Below are 18,989 nucleotides of genomic sequence, written 5' to 3'. Positions count from 1 at the left end.
GATACTCATATTCCCTCAAGTAGGGCACAAACCTTAAAGACTTCGTTACCTCATCGAATATTATTAACCATATATCCAGCGCGATTAGACAAAGCCGATGCTCTAATCTTTGTCGTGATACGGGTTTTTCGCAGCCCGAATAATCAAACGTATCGGTACACCGCCAAAGCCCAGTTGGCGGCGGATCCCGTTCGTCAGATACCGGCGATAGCTTTCTGGTAGATCATCGACCCGTGTTCCGAAAATCACAAAAGACGGCGGACGGGTTTTCGCCTGCGTAATATAGCGCAACTTAATGCGTTTCCCACCCGGTGCTGGCGGAGGATTATCTTCAATCGCATCTTCAAACCAACGGTTTAATTTACCGGTAGCAACCCGCTGCGACCAAATCCGCCGCGTATTAAAGGCCGCTTTCATAAGCTCATCAATCCCTTTGCCGGTAAAGGCCGAAACCGGGATTAATGGAACGTCGCGGACCTGCGCGAGACCATCGTCCAACGCAGCACGAATGCCATTGAACAACTTGCTTGGGCCGTCAGCCACATCCCACTTGTTTATCGCAATGACGAGGCAACGCCCTTCCTGAATGGTCTGATCGGCAATCCGCAAATCCTGCGCCTCAAGCCCCTTTGTCGCATCAAGAAGAAGCACCACGACTTCTGCAAAATCAACGGCGCGCTTGGCATCAGCAACCGACAGCTTCTCAAGCTTGTCGTTCACTTTTGCGCGTTTGCGCATCCCTGCGGTATCAATCAGGCGAACTTTGCGATCCGGTTCAATACCATCAAGCTTTTCATCCTCGGTCAGCGCGTTGTCATGCCAGACCCATTCCACCGAAATACTGTCGCGAGTGATCCCCGCTTCCGGTCCGGTAATCAGCCGGTCATCATCAAGCATCTTGTTAATCAGTGTCGATTTACCCGCATTGGGCCGACCAACAACCGCCATTTTCAAAGGCGATGTTTCGTCAACCACCTCATCCTCTGCTGCTGCCTCAAACGCTTCGACATAAGGGCGTATCGCCTGAAACAAGTCGGCAATGCCATCGCCATGTTCTGCACTCAACGGAATAGGGTCGCCAAAGCCGAGAGCATAGCTTTCCAAAATACCGGATTCGGCGGCCTTTCCTTCTGCTTTGTTGACCAACAAAATGACTGGTGTTTTAGCACTCCGCAACCAGCGCGCAATTTCCTCATCAAGAGGTGTCAGGCCGGCACGGCCATCAATTACGAATAGCGCCAATTCTGCGCCCGCAACGGCCAGTTCCGTTTGATGCCGCATACGCCCGGGAAGGCTTTTTGCGTCTTCATTCTCATAACCGGCTGTGTCTATAATGTTGAATTCAAGACCCAGCAGATTAGCGGCATTCTCCCGCCGGTCGCGGGTCACACCAGGACGATCGTCAACCAGTGCTAGCTTTTTGCCGACAAGCCGGTTGAACAAAGTGGACTTGCCCACATTGGGCCGCCCGATAATTGCAATATTGGGCAGCATATGGCCGGTCCCGTTCCTTATCTAAATACTCTAGCGGAACGCAGAAATGCGGCCGCTATTGTCTAATATGTATAGCATTCCACCGGCAACGATTGGCGGCAGAGATACACCTTGCTTTAAATCAACCAAGGTTGTGCTGCTACCCTCACCCAGCGATACGGAAACCACGTCGCCTTCGGTGCTGGCAACGATCAATCGATTGCCAGCCAATATCGGACCTGTCCAGTTGACCGGGTTTTTCTTCTTCTTTTCGTTGCGGTAAGCTTCCAATTGGCTAATCCACCGCACTTTTCCGGTTGGCCGCGCGATACATAATAGCTTCGCGTCGTCGGTCAGCACGAACACCCATTCGCCAGCTACAACTGGTGTTGCGATACCGGCAATGTTGAGTTCCCAAATCCGCTGACCGGTCACGAGTTCATAAGCTGCCATCCGGCCGCCCTGTCCCAGTGCAAAAACACGGCCGCGATCAATCACGGGATCGGCATCAATGTCGGAAAGCGTGGAGACAGAAGTCGAAATACTGGTCCTCGCCAAGGCATCATTCCAAAGATTGCGCCCATTTTCATAGCGATAGGCGGTCAGCTCCCCGGACGAATAGCCAGCAATAACTGTACCTTGTGCCGCAGCTGGTGCCGCAACACCGAAAATTCCGGCGAGACCAACGGTACCCGCTTCATTCCATTGTACGGCGCCATCACTCTGCTTCAGCGCGTAAATCTGATTATCCTGAGTCATGACATAGACATTGCCATTAGACAGGGTCGGAGCACCGCGCAATGGCCCCGCTGGCCGAACTTTCCAAAGCTCACTGCCATCTGCTGCGTTTAGTGCGACGACGTCGCCGACGCCATTGGTTGCATAGACCATCGATCCTTCTGCACTGACACCGCCGCCAAACCGCGACGATTTAACATCATTTTTCACTTCAATTTGCGTTGACCATATCTTCGCGCCGGTCACAGCATCAAAAGCATGCACCATTGCCTGTGTATCAACGGCATAGAGCCGTCCATTTGAAACAACCGGAGCGGCCGCCAAACGTTCCCGCTTATTAGTGCCACTGATATCGGCGGTCCAAACGCGAGTCGTTGCGGAACCCAAGGCAATATGGCCCATTGACTTGCCGGCATTACCACCCGGTTGGGCCCAATCAGCATTTTCCCGGGCCGTGGGAACAATGACCGAAATACCAGCTAGTGCTGGATCAACTTCCGCGCCACTTTCACCGGTCAGGATATTCGTCCGCTCGCCCAATGTCGGCGTAGCTTTTTTCTTGTCGCCACCACTGCCAAGAATTGCACAACCAGACAATAGAGAGAGTGTGATCAGTCCAGCGCAGATCTTTGAGACGTGCTTATTCTTAACTGACATCATTATTCTGTTTCTCCCTTACTCGCCGCAGGACCTGCTGAATTTACAGTCCCATTAGCGGGCTTAGTTTTATTATCGGTATCCAGCTCGACAGCATCAATGCCTTGCACGCCTGCCATCTGCAAGGCGCGCGATCTTATTGTCGGTGGAACGCCGTCATCCTTTGCCAATTGAGCAAATAGCGGCCCTGCCAGATCATTTTTTTTCAGGTTCAGATAAGATAGCGCAACCATTTCGCCCGCACTGCCAAACCATGGATTACCCGGAACCGCGAGTGTCTTTAACCGGTCGATCACTTCCTGTGGCTTCAACTTGTCGAATTCGACAGTGGTTTGCCGGATCAGCGCAAGATCGCGAAAAGGTTGGGGCAAATCGGCATCATCGATAACGGCCTGATAGCCGGCAATCGCCGCCTTCGTATCTTGCTTTTCCAGCGCAATATTAGCCCGCATCAATTTGGCCGCGGCCTGATAGCCTGCCTGCTTTGCTTCTTCGAGCGGCTTCAATGCCGCATCCGCGCCGTCCAGATTATTCCGCTTCACGCTATCAATAGCAGCAACATATTCTTCGCTGCGCAATCCAGACTCTTCATCCAAGCTATTATTATAGAATATCCAGCCCGCCAGCGAAGCCAAGCCGATAACAACAAGTACGGCGATCCAGACGCCAAAACGGCGACCAAAATTCTTCAGATCATCGTCACGAACAGCGTCATCGACTTCCCGCATGAACACTTGATCTTGACGATCTTGTTTTTCGTCCGGTATATTTTTATCGTCTTTGGCCAATCCGGCCTCCTTCAATATTTATACTTATGGGGAAGCATGAAACAAGCTCCCAAAATTCTATCGCCAGTCCTTTACCGATCATGCATGAAATGTCCAAGTATATCGTCCATTTCCAGATGCTGAACGGGTGGTTGTTATTTAAAAATGTCAGAACTATTTTTTCGGTTGATAAAGCTGCTCCGCCGCCGGAAAACTGCGGCTCCGAACCTCACTCGCATAGCTAGCGACAGCCTGTTCAATATTTTCAGAAATATTGTGATAGCGTTTCACAAAACGTGCCGTGCGTTCAAACATTCCCAACATGTCTTCCGTGACCAGCACCTGACCATCACAATGAGCAGATGCCCCGATGCCGATTACCGGCACATCCACGCTGTTGGTTAAAGAAATAGCGATCGGCTCCAATATACCCTCTGCGACCATCGCAAAAGCGCCGGCATCCGCCACAGCTTTGCCATCTGCAATGATTTTTTCATGCTCTTCCTGACTGCGCCCCCGGGCCGCATAGCCGCCCAACGCGTTGACCGCCTGCGGCGTTAGTCCCACATGCGCCATTACCGGAATACCGCGCTGAGAGAGGAAAGAGATCGTCGAGGCCATCGATTGCCCGCCCTCAAGCTTCACCGCCGCACATCCTGTTTCCGCCATAATCCGGCTTGCCGATTCAAACGCTTGTTCCGGCGATTTTTCGTAAGACCCAAATGGCATGTCCACGATCACCAGGCTGTGATAGCTACCGCGCACAACTGCGGCACCGTGATTGCACATCATGTCCAGCGTAACGGAAAGAGTGGAAGGAAAACCATAAATCACCTGACCAAGGGAATCCCCAACAAGCAACATATCGCAATGCGCATCGAGTAATTGCGCTGTTCGGGCCGTATAGGCCGTCAACATGACTAGAGGTTCCTCGGTTTTCCGTTCAAACTTGCGTCGTTGGATGAGCGGAACGGTCAATCTTTTCAGCGGTTGCGGTGTCGGATTGGCGCGACTTGTCGAAGTATCGAGTGTGAATGTTGTAGACATGGCTTTCTAATAGCCCCCAAGAAACGTTAAAGCCAGACTAACATGGAATCATAGCGGCCGAACGAATAGCAGACCGCGTTTGGGATATAAAATCAAGTATATATAGACCATCGAGTCCAGTCGCCAGAACAGAGCCGTGCCCCAATAGCCATGCCCCGGCAATCGGAACAGCGCCATGGGACATTATCGTTGGCCGGGGTTATATCCGCAGGTCTCAGCCGTTGCGCGCTGTCAGTCCAACTGCTTCATAATCAGCGGCCTTAAAGCCGACGACCAAAGCTTCACCATGTTCCAGCACGGGCCGCTTGATCATGCTCGGGCTTTCTACCATCAACATAATAGCTGTATTTTCGTCGATATTTTCTTTCATCATATCGGGCAGCTTCTTAAAAGTGGTGCCGCGCTTGTTGAGCAAAGGCTCCCAGCCCACCTGCATCACCCAAAGCTCCAACAGGTCTTTGGTAATCCCCGACTTCTTGTAATCGTGGAAGACATAATTAATGCCATTCCGCTCCATCCAGTTCCTCGCCTTTTTAACGGTGTCGCAGTTGGAAATTCCGTACATTTTTGTTACATTAGCCATGACTTGATTCATCCTGATTTTCAGACATTGCTCTTTATTTCGACCAGCAATGCGTTCCCAGATTTGATTAGCCACAAATAACAACCGCGCAAGAGGCAATCGCTGGCGGAGTAAAACTGCAGTGCAGCCCATAGGCGCGCGATGATTAAGCTATATGGGCGCTTTCATAACGATTTGGCTAAAAATCAAAATAATTTCCGGCCAATCGTTACGACATGCGACGCGTTATATTACAACGCTGTGTAGAAGCCGATAGCCCGAACATTATAATTCCGATTACCCAAAAGCATCATGGGTCAGATATCAACAACAATCTTGCCGAAATGCGCGCCTGATTCCTGATGACGGAAGGCATCGGCGAGATCAGCGAGCGGAAAATGCTTGTCGAGCACTGGCTTGATACCGTTGGCCTCAATCGCAGCAATCATCTCGATCTGCTGTGCACGACTTCCAACGGTCAGGCCCTGTACGCGCAGGTTTTTGGCCATCAGCAATCTGGTTTGCACCGGACCGGACAAACCGGTCAGCACCCCAATCAACGCAATATGCCCACCAATGCGCGTTGCTATCATCGACTGATCGAGCGTGCCCGGCCCGCCAACTTCGACCACGCAATCAACACCGACTCCACCGGTCAGTCCGAGCACTTTCGGCCCCCAGGCCTCGACCTCCTTATAGTTGATCAGATGGTCTGCGCCCAAAGCCTTCAGCCGCTCCAGCTTTTCGTTGGATGACGAAGTCGCAATCACAGTCGCGCCAGCCGCCTTGGCAAATTGCAGCGCAAAAATCGACACGCCGCCCGTACCCTGCACCAACACCTTATCTCCGGGCTTGACGGAGCCATCAACAAATAAAGCACGCCAAGCCGTGAGGCCCGCGCAGGTCAGCGTCGCTGCCTCCGCCGAGCTGTAACCCTTTGGCGCATGGGTCCATGCTGTCACCGGTCCGACCGCCTGTTCGCAAGCATAGCCGTCAATGCCGTCACCGGGCACGCGGGCAAATCCGTCGTCAGGCACCGGGCCATCGATCCAGTCAGGGAAAAACGTAGAAACCACCGCATCGCCGACTTTAAACTCAGTCACGCCCTCATCCACAGCGGTTACTTCGCCCGCACCGTCGGACATAGGAATACGGTTTTCGGTGGTCGGAATCATTCCCTTGACCACCGCATAGTCATGATAGTTGAGCGACGATGCCCGCAGCCGGACCGCGATTTCACCTGAAGCGGGAGCGGCCGGATCGGGCAGGTCGACTAGTTTGAGATTATCGAGCGATGCTGGCGCTTGGAGTTGGATGGCTTTCATGGGTGGAATTCCTCTTTTATGATTTGGTTTTTCTCACGATAGCATCGCATCATGCGCGGTCTAGTGTCGAAATTGTCGAACTGACCAGCTCGTCAAGGATACCCTTCGGCAGAGCGCAAGCGTTTGAAATTTCTCGCACGAAGACAAAGGGCACTAAGAGTGCCGCGATCCCTTGCTATTTGCTAGTTTTGTACGCGATTTCGTCACCCCGGACTTGATCCGGGGTCCACTTCGCCCCCTCGCAGTCGATGATTGTATCACGATGGATGCTGAAACAAATTCAGCATGACGAGGTGTTATGGCCTTGATATATTGTACCCGTCTTTCCATACGTGAAATATTGTTTGCCGCCAAAGAATATCGATAGATTGAAACTTGAGTCTCGCTTTTTCGGTGGCATCCGACATGATGGACACAATTCTATCCTCGGAAACAAAATAATCTGACCAGTTCAGATAGATCACCAACCCTGTCTCGCTGGGATAGTTCTTTTCCCCTTTTATCGGATGCCTCTTTCAGAGCTAAATTTGCCGATCCCCAAGTTAGCCAACGCTCCGATGGGTCGTCTCTAACGGTCGAGAGCCCCGCTTCGGCTCTCACAACGTCCGCTTTAATTTCATCACCACGCCTTCTAGTGGGTTCCAGCACTTCCGTAGCTTCAAACTGCTTTTCAATACCAATTTGACTTGTTTCAAAATCTGGAAAATCAGCATCGATCAGTCGCACCTGATCGGCTCCCGAAAGCCTCGAATACTCTGCTGGGATCCAACTATCCCGCCAAAAACCATACCCGTGTTTAGCTAGCACTGCCGTTCCCCCAACAGACTGAGCACAATCATAAACGAGCATTCTCATTTGATCTGGCGACTGCCAAACCGACATTTTTTTAGTCCAGTCAGCCGGCTTCATCATGAATTCTGCGGCTCCTTACGTCGCCGAATAATCCGGACGAATGTCCCCCAGACAGCCGCTATTTCCGAATTATTCCCACTCAATAGTGCCCGGCGGCTTGCTGGTATAATCGTAAACCACCCGGTTAATCCCCTTCACTTCATTGACAATCCGCGTCGACACACGCGTCAGGAAGCTGGCATCAAACGGATAAACATCGGCGGTCATGCCATCGGTGCTCGTCACGGCGCGCAGGCCGCAGACATTGTCGTAGGTTCGCTGATCGCCCATCACGCCGACGGTTTTTACCGGGAGTAGCACGGCAAAGGCCTGCCAGATCGCGTCATATAGGCCCGCATTTCTGATTTCTTCCAGATAGATAGCATCGGCTTTGCGCAAAATGTCACAGCGATCCTTGGTAACTTCGCCAGGAATACGGATCGCGAGGCCGGGTCCGGGGAACGGATGCCGGCCGACGAAAATCTCCGGCAGCCCCAGTTCGCGGCCCAGTTCGCGGACTTCATCCTTGAACAGTTCGCGTAATGGCTCGACCAGCTGCATATTCATGCGCTCGGGAAGGCCGCCGACATTATGATGCGATTTGATGGTGACGCTTGGCCCCCCGGTAAAAGACACGCTTTCGATCACATCGGGATAGAGCGTGCCCTGCGCAAGAAAATCCGCACCGCCGACTTTTTTCGCTTCAATCTCAAATACATCGATAAAGGTTTTACCAATAAATTTGCGTTTCTTTTCAGGGTCCGTCTCGCCTTTCAGGCCGTTGAGAAACAATGTCTCAACATCCAAATTCACCAGCGGTATATTATAATGGCCCTTGAACAGGCTCACCACTTGATCCGCCTCACCCATCCGCATCAAACCATGGTCTACGAAGACACATGTCAACTGATCGCCAATGGCTTCATGGATTAGCACAGCGGCAACCGCACTATCGACGCCGCCGGAAAGGCCGCAAATTACTTTTCCGTCGCCAACTTGCGCACGGATTTCCTTGATCTTGGCCTCTTTAAATTCCGCCATCGTCCAGTCACCGGCACAGCCGCAGACATGGCGCACGAAATTGGCGATCAAGCGTCCACCGTCAGGCGTATGCACGACCTCGGGGTGAAATTGCATGCCGTAAAAGCGCTTCTCATCATCCGCAATAATCGCAAATGGAGCACCCTCGGTGGTTGCGACGATGCGAAAACCGGGGGCAAATTCAGTGACTTTATCACCGTGGCTCATCCACACCTGATGCTTCTCACCGACTTTCCACAGGCCGTCGAACAATACGCAACTTTCGGCAATCTCGATAAAGGCGCGGCCAAATTCACCGCCTTCGCCGCCTTCCACCTGACCGCCCAATTGCGTGGTCATGACCTGTTGACCATAACAAATGCCGAGCACCGGGATACCGGCGTCAAGAAAGGCCTGCGGAATACGCGGGCTACCGTCGTCGGTGACGCTCGCAGGGCCGCCGGAAAGGATTATCCCCTTGGGCTTCATCCGTGCGAATGCCTCTTCGGCATTGTTAAATGGGGCTATTTCGGAATAGACCCCCGCTTCACGGACCCGGCGGGCGATAAGCTGCGTGACCTGAGAGCCAAAATCGACGATCAGAATGGTTTCTTCATGAGCTATAGACATGAACAGCGCTTAATCTGACCCGGGGAAAGAGTCTATAGATTGTAGGTCAGAATAATAAGTTTCTGCACAAACTTACAATTGTGCCAGCAACTTATCGATTTTTGTCTGCTGATCGCCACTTGCAAAGGCTTTGAGGCTAGAAATAACCCGCTTGGCTTCTGCCGCTTGACCATTAGCGGCCAGCGCATTCGCAAGGTGCCAGCGAATCTCGAGATTACCCGGAGCACGGGATGTAGCCTGCCTCAGCAATTTCAACGCCTCCCTCTTATCCTGACCGGATTGCAATAAGGTCCAACCCATCGTATCCAATATGTTAGGATCGCCGGGCGTCAGCGCCAACGCAGCCCGGGCGAACGACACAGCCTTGGCCGCTTTCCCCAATTCCAGCTGCACCAAAGCGCTATCATTCATGACTATAGCATCGCGATCAAGGCCTGAAGCACGCAAGCTGGCATAAATGACCTCTGCTTTCGCCCATTGCTTACTCGCAATGGCCTTCCCTGCCTCGGCCATCTTCTGCTCAATATCATCCCGGCCCTGCGGTATTTGGGAGCGGATCCTGAAACTTGCAGCCAGCGGATCATTCTGTAATTTCCCGAGCTTCGCCGCTAAAGACAGCAATTGCGGAGTTGCGTTAGCGCGCTCGGCCGCTGGCTTCACTATCTTATAAGCTTCCACTTCATTGCCGGTCGCGAACAGTGCAGACCCAAGTCGCGTTATCGCTTGCACATGACCGGGCCGCTCAACCAAAAATTTGCGCAGCCAGTCAGTTGCTTGCTCGTGATTGCCTTTCAAATAGGCGATTTCTCCGCGCAACAAAGCCGCATCTGGAACATCATTCAACGCCTCGCCAGCGCTCTGAACAAGCGCTTGCGCGCGGTCGACATCACCATCGTTAAATGCAATTTTTGCCATCACAATAAGCGCCTTCGGATGACCGGGAGCCAGCTGCAATATCCGCTTTAAATTTGCTTTAGCCTGTTTCTCATTACCCATACCCGCATTAATGGTGGCCACCGAAAGTAGCGGCGTCACACTGTCGGGATATAGTTTGAGCGCTTTTTCGAACATAGCTTTTGCTGCTGGTAGGTCCTGACGTATCAAGGCCAATCGGCCTGAAAGCAGCAATGCATCAAGATTGCCGGGTCCATATTTTAGGGCAAGTTCAGCGGTCTTCTGGGCTTTGCCAATATTATGCTGATCCACATCATAATTGCCACGCAAAGCCAATAGGGCAGGATCATTCGGCACAGCAGCCAGCCCATCGGACATGGCCGCTAAAGCTTCATCCTCGCGGCCCAACTGCAACAATGCCTGCGTTCTCACCCAATAGGCAAGACCTGCATATTCCGCATCCGAGCTTTCCGTCAGCTCAAGCGCGCGCTCCGGCATATTACGCAATAATAGCGCGTGGGCCATCAGGCTTCGCACTTCCGCCTGATATCCCTGATTTTCCGCAAGTTTCTTGAACGCCGCTTCCGCTGCAATGCCATCGCCGAGATGCAGCAGAGTTTTGCCATAAAGTAAATTTGCCGCTGGATCAGCGCTATTTTCCTTGAGCGCAGACATCAAATAGATGCGCGCTGCGCGATAGTCATTCTCAGAAAATGCGGCCTGAGCATCCGCCATCGGATCGCTGCCGCCGGTCGAGCAAGCACTGAGCGTCAGGGAAATGGCAAATAAAGATGCAGCTATGGCAGATTTTAGCGCATGAATCATTGATGTTTAATAGCCAGATAATCCTTTAGGAATGTCTAATTGGAATCAAATCTTGCCCGTCTGGCTGGTTCAACTGCATGGGCGTTGATAAGGCCTGCAAGATGATCGAACGGCTGGTCCAGATAAAGGATCGGATTCACGATCATTTAGAGACAAACGGTCGCACCCTTACCCCGTTCCGTCCGAATGCTTCTTTTACCAACCTCTGGTGAAGATAATATCTCCAAAACCTAACCGGCCACCAACTTTACAAAGGTGCTTTCAACCCAGCCGCTCTCGCACGGACCTTCATAATTGCGCTTAGACCGCACCGGAGTGGATAAGCCGCAATCAACAAACTCCTGAGCGACGTCCTCGCCCTGAGCATCCGGCGCCGACACTTTCTCATAAACAATGCCTAGCCATTGCTGGTCATGGCTACGCGTGCAAATATGGACAAATTGCCCTTCTGACAGACTGTCGCTTTGTTTGGCACTATCAAAAGGTGCTATTAAGACCTTAAGCTCGCCGTTGCGTAGGTTTGTTATCTTCCCAACTGACGGACAGGCATCAAACCGCGGTCCGCCCTCACCAATGCGAACCGGCCGTTCACCGGGACTGGAATCTATCCTGGCCGTCCGGCCCGTCGGATTATCGACGTCAGAGCGACTCTCCGGCAAGTCATCGCTGACTTTAGTGGTTTCGGAACATGCGCTAACGGAAAAACAGATCAGCCCAGCGATAAACAAGTTTCTTATCATATCTAGTAGCCTAGCCCATGTTGCACCCTTTTGAAAAGGCTCGAACGATTTGCCTGATTAAGGAACGAGCTGCGTTGGCGTCCCCCCTTTAAAAAAAGCCCTGTCTTCGAACGATATGCTCGTTTGCCGAACGGACTGTATCCTACCGACTTTTAACGGAATCGATTCACACTAAGCGGCATGAGTTGACCGCATGCTCCGTCCATTACTGGTGGTACAAATTTCTGGCCGCACCAACATTTTGTCAAAGAGTTTACCCTCCCCCAAACTCCGTTTCTAGCAGCAATTGTTCAGGGAAAAGCATCGCTATAATTAGCCGACGGTCAAACACAATTAACCCATTGAATTATATAAAATATAATATCCAAATTTCGAACAAAACTCTTGGGTTTCAGGCCTCGCGGGTCTAAAAGGATGACATGAGTGAAAACACAGAAAATAGCACCCCGGAAGGCGCGCGTATGCCTTCCAATGTTTCTAATCAAAACGAATATGGCGCAGACTCTATCAAGGTTCTGAAGGGTCTTGATGCAGTCCGTAAACGGCCCGGTATGTATATTGGAGATACAGATGATGGCTCAGGTTTGCATCACATGGTGTTCGAGGTTTCGGACAACGCGATTGATGAGGCATTGGCCGGTCATTGCGACCTGATTTTAATCACACTCAATGCAGATGGCAGTGTCTCGGTTGAAGACAATGGCCGCGGCATCCCGACCGGTATGCACACCGAAGAAGGCGTTAGTGCTGCAGAAGTCATCATGACTCAGCTTCATGCCGGCGGTAAGTTTGAAAACACCTCCGACGACAATGCCTATAAAGTTTCCGGCGGCCTCCACGGCGTGGGCGTTTCGGTTGTTAATGCACTGTCTGAATGGCTAGAGCTTAATATCTGGCGCGATGGAAAAGAGCATAATATGCGCTTTGAATTTGGCGATGCTGTGCGCGCACTCGAAGTCATTGGTGATGCGCCTCCGGCAGAAAATGCGACGGGCTTCAAAAAAGGAACGAAAGTCACTTTCTTCCCCTCGCCCGCGACATTTAAAATTACCGAATTTGATTTTGATAAGCTTGAACACCGCTACCGCGAACTCGCATTCCTGAATAGCGGTGTGCACATTCTGCTGCGTGACGAGCGGAGCGAAGAAGCGAAAGAAATCGATCTGTTTTATGAAGGTGGCATTGCGGCCTTTGTAAGATATCTTGATCGAAACAAGACCGCGCTGGTTCCTGAACCCATAGCCATTCACGGTGACCGCGATGATGTCACTATCGACGTCGCGTTAGAATGGAATGACAGCTATTATGAAAATGTGCTGTGCTTCACCAATAATATCCCGCAGCGTGACGGCGGCACCCACTTGGCAGCTTTTCGTTCAGCACTGACGCGAACGTTGAACAATTATGCCGAAAGCTCGGGCGCACTTAAAAAGGAAAAGGTCAAGCTCACCGGCGATGATATGCGCGAAGGTTTAACCGCCATTGTGTCTGTCAAACTACCAGATCCAAAATTCAGTTCACAAACCAAAGACAAGCTGGTTTCATCTGAAGTACGGCAACCGCTGGAAAGCCTAATGGCTGATAAACTGGCTGAATGGCTTCAGGAAAATCCGCAAAATGCCTCGCTGGTCGTCCAGAAAGTCATAGATGCGGCGGCAGCCCGCGAAGCGGCGAAAAAGGCGCGCGAACTAACCCGGCGGAAAGGTGCGATGGACATTGCCTCCCTGCCCGGAAAACTGGCCGATTGTCAGGAACGCGACCCTGCCAAATCAGAACTCTTCTTGGTGGAAGGTGATTCTGCTGGTGGGTCCGCCAAACAGGGCCGTGATCGTCATTATCAAGCGATTCTGCCGCTTAAGGGTAAAATCCTCAATGTCGAGCGCGCGCGCTTTGACCGGATGCTATCTTCCAAAGAAGTCGGCACATTGATTCAGGCAATGGGCACTGGCATTGGCCGCGAAGATTTCAATATTGAAAAGCTGCGCTATCACAAGGTCGTGATAATGACCGATGCTGATGTCGATGGCGCACATATCCGCACCTTATTACTAACATTTTTCTACCGGCAAATGCCGGAAATCATCGAAGGCGGCCATCTTTATATCGCACAGCCTCCGCTTTACAAAGTCGGCAAGGGCAAGAGCGAAGTCTATCTGAAAGACGATCATGCGCTCGATCAATATCTGGTAGATGCTGGCTTGCAGAATATGATTTTGCAAACCGGTGAAGGTGCGCGATCTGGAGAGGATTTGCGCAATCTGGTCGAACATGGGCGGCGGATGCGTTCACTGATGACTTATGTTCCTCGCCGTTATGATAGCACAATTGTCGAAGGCATGGCACTTACCGGGGCACTCAACCCGGATCATGGACGCCCAGAACGACAGGCGGCTGTTGATGCTACCGCTGCATGGATGGATGCCGTGGATGAGGAAGGGCGCTGGTCTGGTAGCGTTTCCGAAGAAGGCGGTTATCTCTTCGAGCGTTGGTGGCGCGGTGTAACTGATCATCACATTATTGAAGCAAAATTCCTGGAATCTGCAGAGGCGCGCAAATTACACGGCCTCGCATCGGAACAAAGCGCAACCTATTCGCAAGGTAGCCGTTTGGTAAAAATGGCGACAGGCGAAGATACTGACGATGACGGCACAGTCGGATCAGAAGGTACCCTCATCACACGACCTTCTGAATTGTTGGATGCCGTATTGGCCGCTGGCCGCAAAGGCCTGTCTTTCCAACGCTATAAAGGCTTGGGTGAGATGAATGCCGAGCAGCTATGGGAGACCACACTGGATCCGGAAGTCCGCTCATTGTTGCAAGTGACGGTAGAACAAGCCGACGTAACCGACGAGATATTCACCAAATTAATGGGTGATGTTGTCGAACCACGGCGTGAATTTATTGTCGACAATGCCCTGAATGTGGCGAATCTCGACGTTTAACGGCTCTTTTTGCTGGCTAGCACTACGCTAGTCAGCAATTCCGAGTCCTACTGTATCCGCAAGAAAACCATAAATATCGGAATATTCCTCGATAAGCTTGTCCGTCGGCTTACCACTGCCATGCCCTGCCCGTGTTTCAATGCGGATAAGATGTGGCTTTTCGCCGGTATTCAGCGCTTGTAGGCGGGCTGTATATTTAAAGCTGTGCCCCGGTACTACGCGATCGTCAGTATCTGCAGTAGAAACCATTAAAGCGGGATAATCGGTACCATCTGCTATATTGTGATAAGGCGAATAGCTAAGCAGTGTTTTGAAATCGGCTTCCTTATTCGGATAGCCATAGTCATCAACCCAATAACGCCCCGCAGTAAACCGGTCGAAGCGCAACATGTCCATCACGCCTACCGCTGCATGGCCAGCGGCAAACAGGTCCGGCCGCTGGTTCATCACCGCCCCCACAAGCAAGCCCCCATTGGAACGCCCTTCAATCGCAAGGCCGTCTTTCGGCGTGATGCCTTCTGCGATCAGATATTCTCCAGCCGCGATAAAATCGTCAAACACGTTCTGCTTATTTTGCAGACGGCCGCTGTCGTGCCATTCTTTGCCATATTCGCCGCCGCCGCGCAGATTGACAGAGGCATAAACACCGCCGGCTTCTATCCACGCCATTTTGGGCGCGCTATAGCCCGGCAGGACCGATATATTGAAGCCGCCATAACCATAGAGCAGGGTCGGCGCGCCCTTACTCAGGTCCATGCCTTTTTTGTGGACCAGAAACATCGGAATTTTCGTGCCATCTTTGCTGGGATAAAAACGTTGGGTTACAGAAATTGATTTTGGGTCAAAAGGCAGTTCCGGTTTCGCCCAGATATCAGGTTGGCCAGTGCCGCTGAAACTGTAAATACTATTGGGCTGATTAAAACTGCCGAAGGCAAAATACCCTTTTCCCGACTTGGCCGAACCATAAAGCCCGTCGATAGTGCCCAGTCCCGGAAGGTCAATTATGCCCTTGGGCATACCGTCTAACCCAAATGCCTCAAGCCTGCTTTTTGCATCATCAATATAATCAACGACGATCATATCACCGACCAAGACCGCAGTGTCGATAGTCGCGCTATGTTCCGGAACGACTTCAGTAAAAGCATATATGGTTTTGCTGCACGTTGTATTTACCGCGCGATCGCCTTCACAAACTATCTTGCGAATTTCGGGTTTGGACAAATCAGTTTTCACGATACGTAACCGCTTTGCGTCCTGATTAGTTGCGAAATAGAGCGTATCACCAATGCCGTCGATCAATGACCAACTATGGTCGAAGCCCTCAACCAATTTCCGGGTTTCCAGTTCCGGGGTATCAACTTTAACCAGTGTGACTTCATAGCGGTCGTCCGTACCCGACGACGAGGTAATTACCACCCATTCCTTGTCCGATGTCACCTCAGCGATATGGTTTAATTCCGGTTGGTCCGGCGTAGCGTAAACTTTGATATCACCACTCTGTTCCCGGCCGATTATATGCATGTAGATCGTGTGATCTTTGTTAAGTGACTGAAACGCCTGCCCCTCCTTCGGTTCAGGAAAGCGCGAATAAAGGAAACCGCTATTGTCGGGCATCCAAGTGAGGTTAGAGAATTTTACCCACTCCACTTTATCGGCCATTTCTTCACCGGTCGCGACGTTAATGACTTTCACAGTCCGCCAATCAGCACCGCCGTCCTGAATAGCGTAGGCAAGCAGGCTACCATCTTCAGAAGGTTTCCATTCCGCCAACGCGGTCGCCCCGTCATCGGACCAAACTGCCGGATCGATCAATACGCGCTCCGCACCATCCTCTCCGTCACGGACATAGAGGATCGCCTGATTCTGGCCGCCGCTCTTACGTTCATAGAAATATTTTCCGCCCGCTTCTTCCGGTACACCGAGCGCATCATAGTCAAATAGCCTAGTCATCGACGCTGCCAACGCCTTCCGGCCATCGAGCCTCTCAAGATAAGCATCTGTCACAGCATTTTGGGCATCCACCCAAGCCGCGACATCTGCATCTTCCCGAACATCATTTTCCAGCCAGCGATATGGATCAGCGATATATTCGCCAAATTGTTCTTCGACCACATTTACGGTTTTGGTTTTAGGATATGTCAGAGCATGATCTTTCACTATTGCATCAGTTTGACCCAATGCCGGTATGGAGGTTATTGCTGTGCTGCTGACTAAGGCCAAAGCAAAGAAACTGGTGATACGCATAGAAACCTCTCGGACAACAATGGGAACAAACGAAAAGAGGCCGCAAGCTTATCGCTTGCAGCCTCTGATATCAATTGAAACTGTCTTCCGAATGAAGGCTTACGCCTCTTCGAAATCTTCTTCAGCATTCTGGTCTGGACCGCTGTCCTGACCTTTGGCAGTCACGTCGCGGTCAACCAGCTCGATGATTGCCATAGGGGCAGCATCGGAAGCACGGAAACCAGCACGGATAACCCGCGTATATCCGCCGTTGCGATCCGCATAGCGTTCAGCAAGAACTTCAAAAAGTTTCTTTTCCTGAACTTCATCCATCAAACGCGAATGGGTAAGACGACGGTTGGACAAACCACCTTTTTTTGCCAGCGTGATCAATTTTTCTACATAAGCACGCATTTCTTTGGCTTTAGGTAGGGTTGTCATGATCTGTTCGTGCTTGATCAGTGCGGCGGCCAGGTTTTTCAGCAAAGCCTGACGGTGAGCACCGGTCCGCTGCATACGGCGGCCCTTCATTCTATGACGCATATTCTATACTCCGTTTGTATTGGGGCCGTATGAGGTACCCCGATCCAGGCCGATTAAGGGTCGGCCAGTTTCCCTTTTTAATATCCCTGAACATCAGGGATATCAGTAGAATTAACCGAGCAGCTCTTGTTCAAGCTTCTTGGCCATTTCTTCGATATTTTCAGGTGGCCAGCCAGGAATATCCATTCCCAGACGCAGCCCCATGCTGGACAACACTTCTTTGATTTCGTTCAAAGATTTACGACCAAAATTTGGTGTGCGGAGCATTTCGGCTTCGGTTTTCTGAACCAGATCGCCAATATAAATGATATTGTCGTTCTTGAGGCAGTTTGCCGAGCGTACCGAAAGTTCGAGCTCGTCGACCTTTTTGAGAAGATAACGGTTGAGCTGGTTGGCATCGCTTTCTTGCTGACTTTGCGCAGCGGCCATGCCGATGGGCGAAGACACACTTTCCAATGCTTCTTCGAAATGCACGAACAACTGCAACTGATCCTGAAGAATACGCGCTGCATAAGCAATCGCATCTTCCGGTGTCACGGTGCCGTCGGTTTCGATGGTCAGATTCAACTTATCAAAATCGAGTTCTTGACCAACGCGGGCATTGTCGACTTTATAAGAAACCTGACGAACTGGTGAATAAAGCGAGTCAACCGGGATCAAACCGATTGGAGCATCTGCCGGACGGTTAGAAACCGCAGGGACATAGCCTTTACCGACATTGACTGTCAGTTCCATGTTGAAAGATGCGCCTTCATCAAGGTGACAAATAACCAAATCAGGGTTCATCACTTCAATGTCGCCAGAAACCGCAATGTCGCCCGCTGTAACTTCAGCAGGGCCGGTTGCAGAAAGCTGTAGACGCTTGGCATCTTCGCCTTCCATTTTTAAAGCAATTTGCTTTACGTTCAGAACAATGTCGGTGACATCTTCACGAACACCGGGAAGCGACGAAAATTCATGCAGCGCATTTTCGATCTTGATCGAAGTAACCGCAGCACCTTGCAGCGATGAAAGCAAAACACGGCGCAATGCGTTACCAATAGTCAAGCCGAAGCCGCGCTCAAGAGGTTCAGCTACGAATGTAGCTTTGCGCTTGGGATCACCACCAGATTTTATATCGAGAACATTGGGCTTCTTCAGTTCTTGCCAGTTCTTCATATTGACAGTCATGGACTTCCCCTAGTGAGTTCAAAGAGTGGGTTGGACCGTTTCCACTCTGAATTACCAAAAATTGGGAGCTACCGGCCGGATAGTTCCCTTAAGCTTTAGTGGCTTAGACGCGGCGACGTTTGGACGGACGGACACCATTATGCGGGATCGGCGTAACATCGCGGATCGAGGTAATGGTGAAACCGACGGCCTGCAGCGCGCGAAGAGCAGACTCACGGCCAGAGCCAGGTCCTTTTACTTCCACTTCCAAGGTACGGACACCATGGTCAGCTGCTTTCTTACCGGCGTCTTCTGCGGCAACCTGCGCCGCATAAGGCGTAGATTTACGAGAGCCTTTAAATCCCATCGTACCAGCAGAAGACCAGCTTATAGCATTGCCCTGTGCATCGGTGATGGTGACCATCGTGTTATTAAAAGTGGCGTTGACGTGCGCTACGCCTGCCGAAATATTCTTGCGCTCGCGCTTCTTAATGCGCTGAGGTTCGCGTGCCATGTGATCAATTCCTACCTAATATCCAGAAGAGACAAATACCCAAAATCTT

Annotated in this window: 15 protein-coding genes; 1 reads left to right on the top strand and 14 read right to left on the bottom strand. The window is 51.4% G+C overall.

Annotation, left to right across the window (positions count from 1 at the left end; all coding sequences use genetic code 11):
- Window positions 1-102: 102 nt before the first annotated feature.
- The 10 genes from der to V7676_RS08735 form a co-directional block, all read right to left on the bottom strand.
- The gene (der, locus tag V7676_RS08780) at window positions 103-1,494 is read right to left on the bottom strand and encodes a ribosome biogenesis GTPase Der (protein WP_335659312.1); all 1,392 of its coding nucleotides are present in this window, start codon (window positions 1,492-1,494) and stop codon (window positions 103-105) included.
- Between the two features lie 30 nt (window positions 1,495-1,524).
- Complete coding sequence (locus V7676_RS08775; protein ID WP_335659311.1) at window positions 1,525-2,871, bottom strand: outer membrane protein assembly factor BamB family protein; 1,347 nt, start codon at window positions 2,869-2,871, stop codon at window positions 1,525-1,527.
- Window positions 2,871-3,656: a tetratricopeptide repeat protein gene (locus tag V7676_RS08770; RefSeq protein ID WP_335659310.1), complete on the bottom strand. Its 786-nt coding sequence runs from the start codon at window positions 3,654-3,656 to the stop codon at window positions 2,871-2,873. Before V7676_RS08770 ends, V7676_RS08775 begins: the two co-directional genes overlap by 1 nt.
- Before the next feature lie 153 nt (window positions 3,657-3,809).
- A complete protein-coding gene (gene panB, locus V7676_RS08765) occupies window positions 3,810-4,682 on the bottom strand; it encodes a 3-methyl-2-oxobutanoate hydroxymethyltransferase (RefSeq protein WP_335659309.1) in 873 nt (290 codons plus the stop codon).
- Window positions 4,683-4,896: 214 nt separating this feature from the next.
- Window positions 4,897-5,265, bottom strand: a complete 369-nt coding sequence (locus V7676_RS08760; protein WP_335659308.1) for an ArsC family reductase — start codon at window positions 5,263-5,265, stop codon at window positions 4,897-4,899.
- Between the two features lie 296 nt (window positions 5,266-5,561).
- Window positions 5,562-6,569: a zinc-dependent alcohol dehydrogenase family protein gene (locus V7676_RS08755; protein ID WP_335659307.1), complete on the bottom strand. Its 1,008-nt coding sequence runs from the start codon at window positions 6,567-6,569 to the stop codon at window positions 5,562-5,564.
- Window positions 6,570-6,989: 420 nt separating this feature from the next.
- The gene (locus V7676_RS08750; protein ID WP_335659306.1) at window positions 6,990-7,481 is read right to left on the bottom strand and encodes a hypothetical protein; all 492 of its coding nucleotides are present in this window, start codon (window positions 7,479-7,481) and stop codon (window positions 6,990-6,992) included.
- A 69-nt stretch (window positions 7,482-7,550) separates the two neighbouring features.
- Window positions 7,551-9,110: a glutamine-hydrolyzing GMP synthase gene (gene guaA, locus V7676_RS08745; protein WP_335659305.1), complete on the bottom strand. Its 1,560-nt coding sequence runs from the start codon at window positions 9,108-9,110 to the stop codon at window positions 7,551-7,553.
- 72 nt (window positions 9,111-9,182) lie between these two features.
- Window positions 9,183-10,829 (bottom strand): tetratricopeptide repeat protein, encoded by a 1,647-nt coding sequence (locus V7676_RS08740; protein WP_335659304.1) that lies wholly within the window; start codon window positions 10,827-10,829, stop codon window positions 9,183-9,185.
- Window positions 10,830-11,059: 230 nt separating this feature from the next.
- A complete protein-coding gene (locus V7676_RS08735; RefSeq protein ID WP_335659303.1) occupies window positions 11,060-11,569 on the bottom strand; it encodes a hypothetical protein in 510 nt (169 codons plus the stop codon).
- Window positions 11,570-11,988: 419 nt separating this feature from the next.
- On the opposite strand from V7676_RS08735, the gene gyrB reads away from it, so the two are divergent.
- On the top strand, window positions 11,989-14,511 hold the full coding sequence (gene gyrB / locus V7676_RS08730; protein ID WP_442955421.1) for a DNA topoisomerase (ATP-hydrolyzing) subunit B: 2,523 nt from the start codon (window positions 11,989-11,991) through the stop codon (window positions 14,509-14,511).
- A 27-nt stretch (window positions 14,512-14,538) separates the two neighbouring features.
- Here gyrB and V7676_RS08725 read toward each other — a convergent pair whose 3' ends face one another.
- The 4 genes from V7676_RS08725 to rpsK all read right to left on the bottom strand — a co-directional run bounded on the left by V7676_RS08725 (window position 14,539) and on the right by rpsK (window position 18,940).
- Window positions 14,539-16,755, bottom strand: a complete 2,217-nt coding sequence (locus tag V7676_RS08725; RefSeq protein WP_335659302.1) for a prolyl oligopeptidase family serine peptidase — start codon at window positions 16,753-16,755, stop codon at window positions 14,539-14,541.
- Window positions 16,756-16,854: 99 nt separating this feature from the next.
- On the bottom strand, window positions 16,855-17,277 hold the full coding sequence (gene rplQ, locus V7676_RS08720; protein WP_335659301.1) for a 50S ribosomal protein L17: 423 nt from the start codon (window positions 17,275-17,277) through the stop codon (window positions 16,855-16,857).
- A gap of 111 nt (window positions 17,278-17,388) precedes the next feature.
- Window positions 17,389-18,447, bottom strand: coding sequence for a DNA-directed RNA polymerase subunit alpha (locus V7676_RS08715; RefSeq protein ID WP_335659300.1), 1,059 nt, complete (start codon window positions 18,445-18,447; stop codon window positions 17,389-17,391).
- A 103-nt stretch (window positions 18,448-18,550) separates the two neighbouring features.
- A complete protein-coding gene (rpsK, locus tag V7676_RS08710; RefSeq protein WP_335659299.1) occupies window positions 18,551-18,940 on the bottom strand; it encodes a 30S ribosomal protein S11 in 390 nt (129 codons plus the stop codon).
- Window positions 18,941-18,989 lie beyond the last annotated feature (49 nt).

The sequence above is a fragment of the Parasphingorhabdus sp. genome (assembly GCF_036963805.1).
GTDB lineage: Bacteria > Pseudomonadota > Alphaproteobacteria > Sphingomonadales > Sphingomonadaceae > Parasphingorhabdus.
The sequence above is the reverse complement of the archived record's forward strand: the minus strand, read 5'-3'. Positions and strand labels throughout refer to the sequence as shown.

What these genes read in the sequence shown, in the direction of transcription:
- der (WP_335659312.1), bottom strand. Translation starts at nt 1,494, where the DNA reads ATGCTGCCCAATATTGCAATTATCGGGCGGCCCAATGTGGGCAAGTCC.
- V7676_RS08775 (WP_335659311.1), bottom strand. Translation starts at nt 2,871, where the DNA reads ATGATGTCAGTTAAGAATAAGCACGTCTCAAAGATCTGCGCTGGACTG.
- panB (WP_335659309.1), bottom strand. Translation starts at nt 4,682, where the DNA reads ATGTCTACAACATTCACACTCGATACTTCGACAAGTCGCGCCAATCCG.
- V7676_RS08760 (WP_335659308.1), bottom strand. Translation starts at nt 5,265, where the DNA reads ATGGCTAATGTAACAAAAATGTACGGAATTTCCAACTGCGACACCGTT.
- V7676_RS08755 (WP_335659307.1), bottom strand. Translation starts at nt 6,569, where the DNA reads ATGAAAGCCATCCAACTCCAAGCGCCAGCATCGCTCGATAATCTCAAA.
- V7676_RS08750 (WP_335659306.1), bottom strand. Translation starts at nt 7,481, where the DNA reads ATGATGAAGCCGGCTGACTGGACTAAAAAAATGTCGGTTTGGCAGTCG.
- guaA (WP_335659305.1), bottom strand. Translation starts at nt 9,110, where the DNA reads ATGTCTATAGCTCATGAAGAAACCATTCTGATCGTCGATTTTGGCTCT.
- V7676_RS08740 (WP_335659304.1), bottom strand. Translation starts at nt 10,829, where the DNA reads ATGATTCATGCGCTAAAATCTGCCATAGCTGCATCTTTATTTGCCATT.
- V7676_RS08735 (WP_335659303.1), bottom strand. Translation starts at nt 11,569, where the DNA reads ATGATAAGAAACTTGTTTATCGCTGGGCTGATCTGTTTTTCCGTTAGC.
- gyrB (WP_442955421.1), top strand. Translation starts at nt 11,989, where the DNA reads ATGAGTGAAAACACAGAAAATAGCACCCCGGAAGGCGCGCGTATGCCT.
- V7676_RS08725 (WP_335659302.1), bottom strand. Translation starts at nt 16,755, where the DNA reads ATGCGTATCACCAGTTTCTTTGCTTTGGCCTTAGTCAGCAGCACAGCA.
- rplQ (WP_335659301.1), bottom strand. Translation starts at nt 17,277, where the DNA reads ATGCGTCATAGAATGAAGGGCCGCCGTATGCAGCGGACCGGTGCTCAC.
- V7676_RS08715 (WP_335659300.1), bottom strand. Translation starts at nt 18,447, where the DNA reads ATGACTGTCAATATGAAGAACTGGCAAGAACTGAAGAAGCCCAATGTT.
- rpsK (WP_335659299.1), bottom strand. Translation starts at nt 18,940, where the DNA reads ATGGCACGCGAACCTCAGCGCATTAAGAAGCGCGAGCGCAAGAATATT.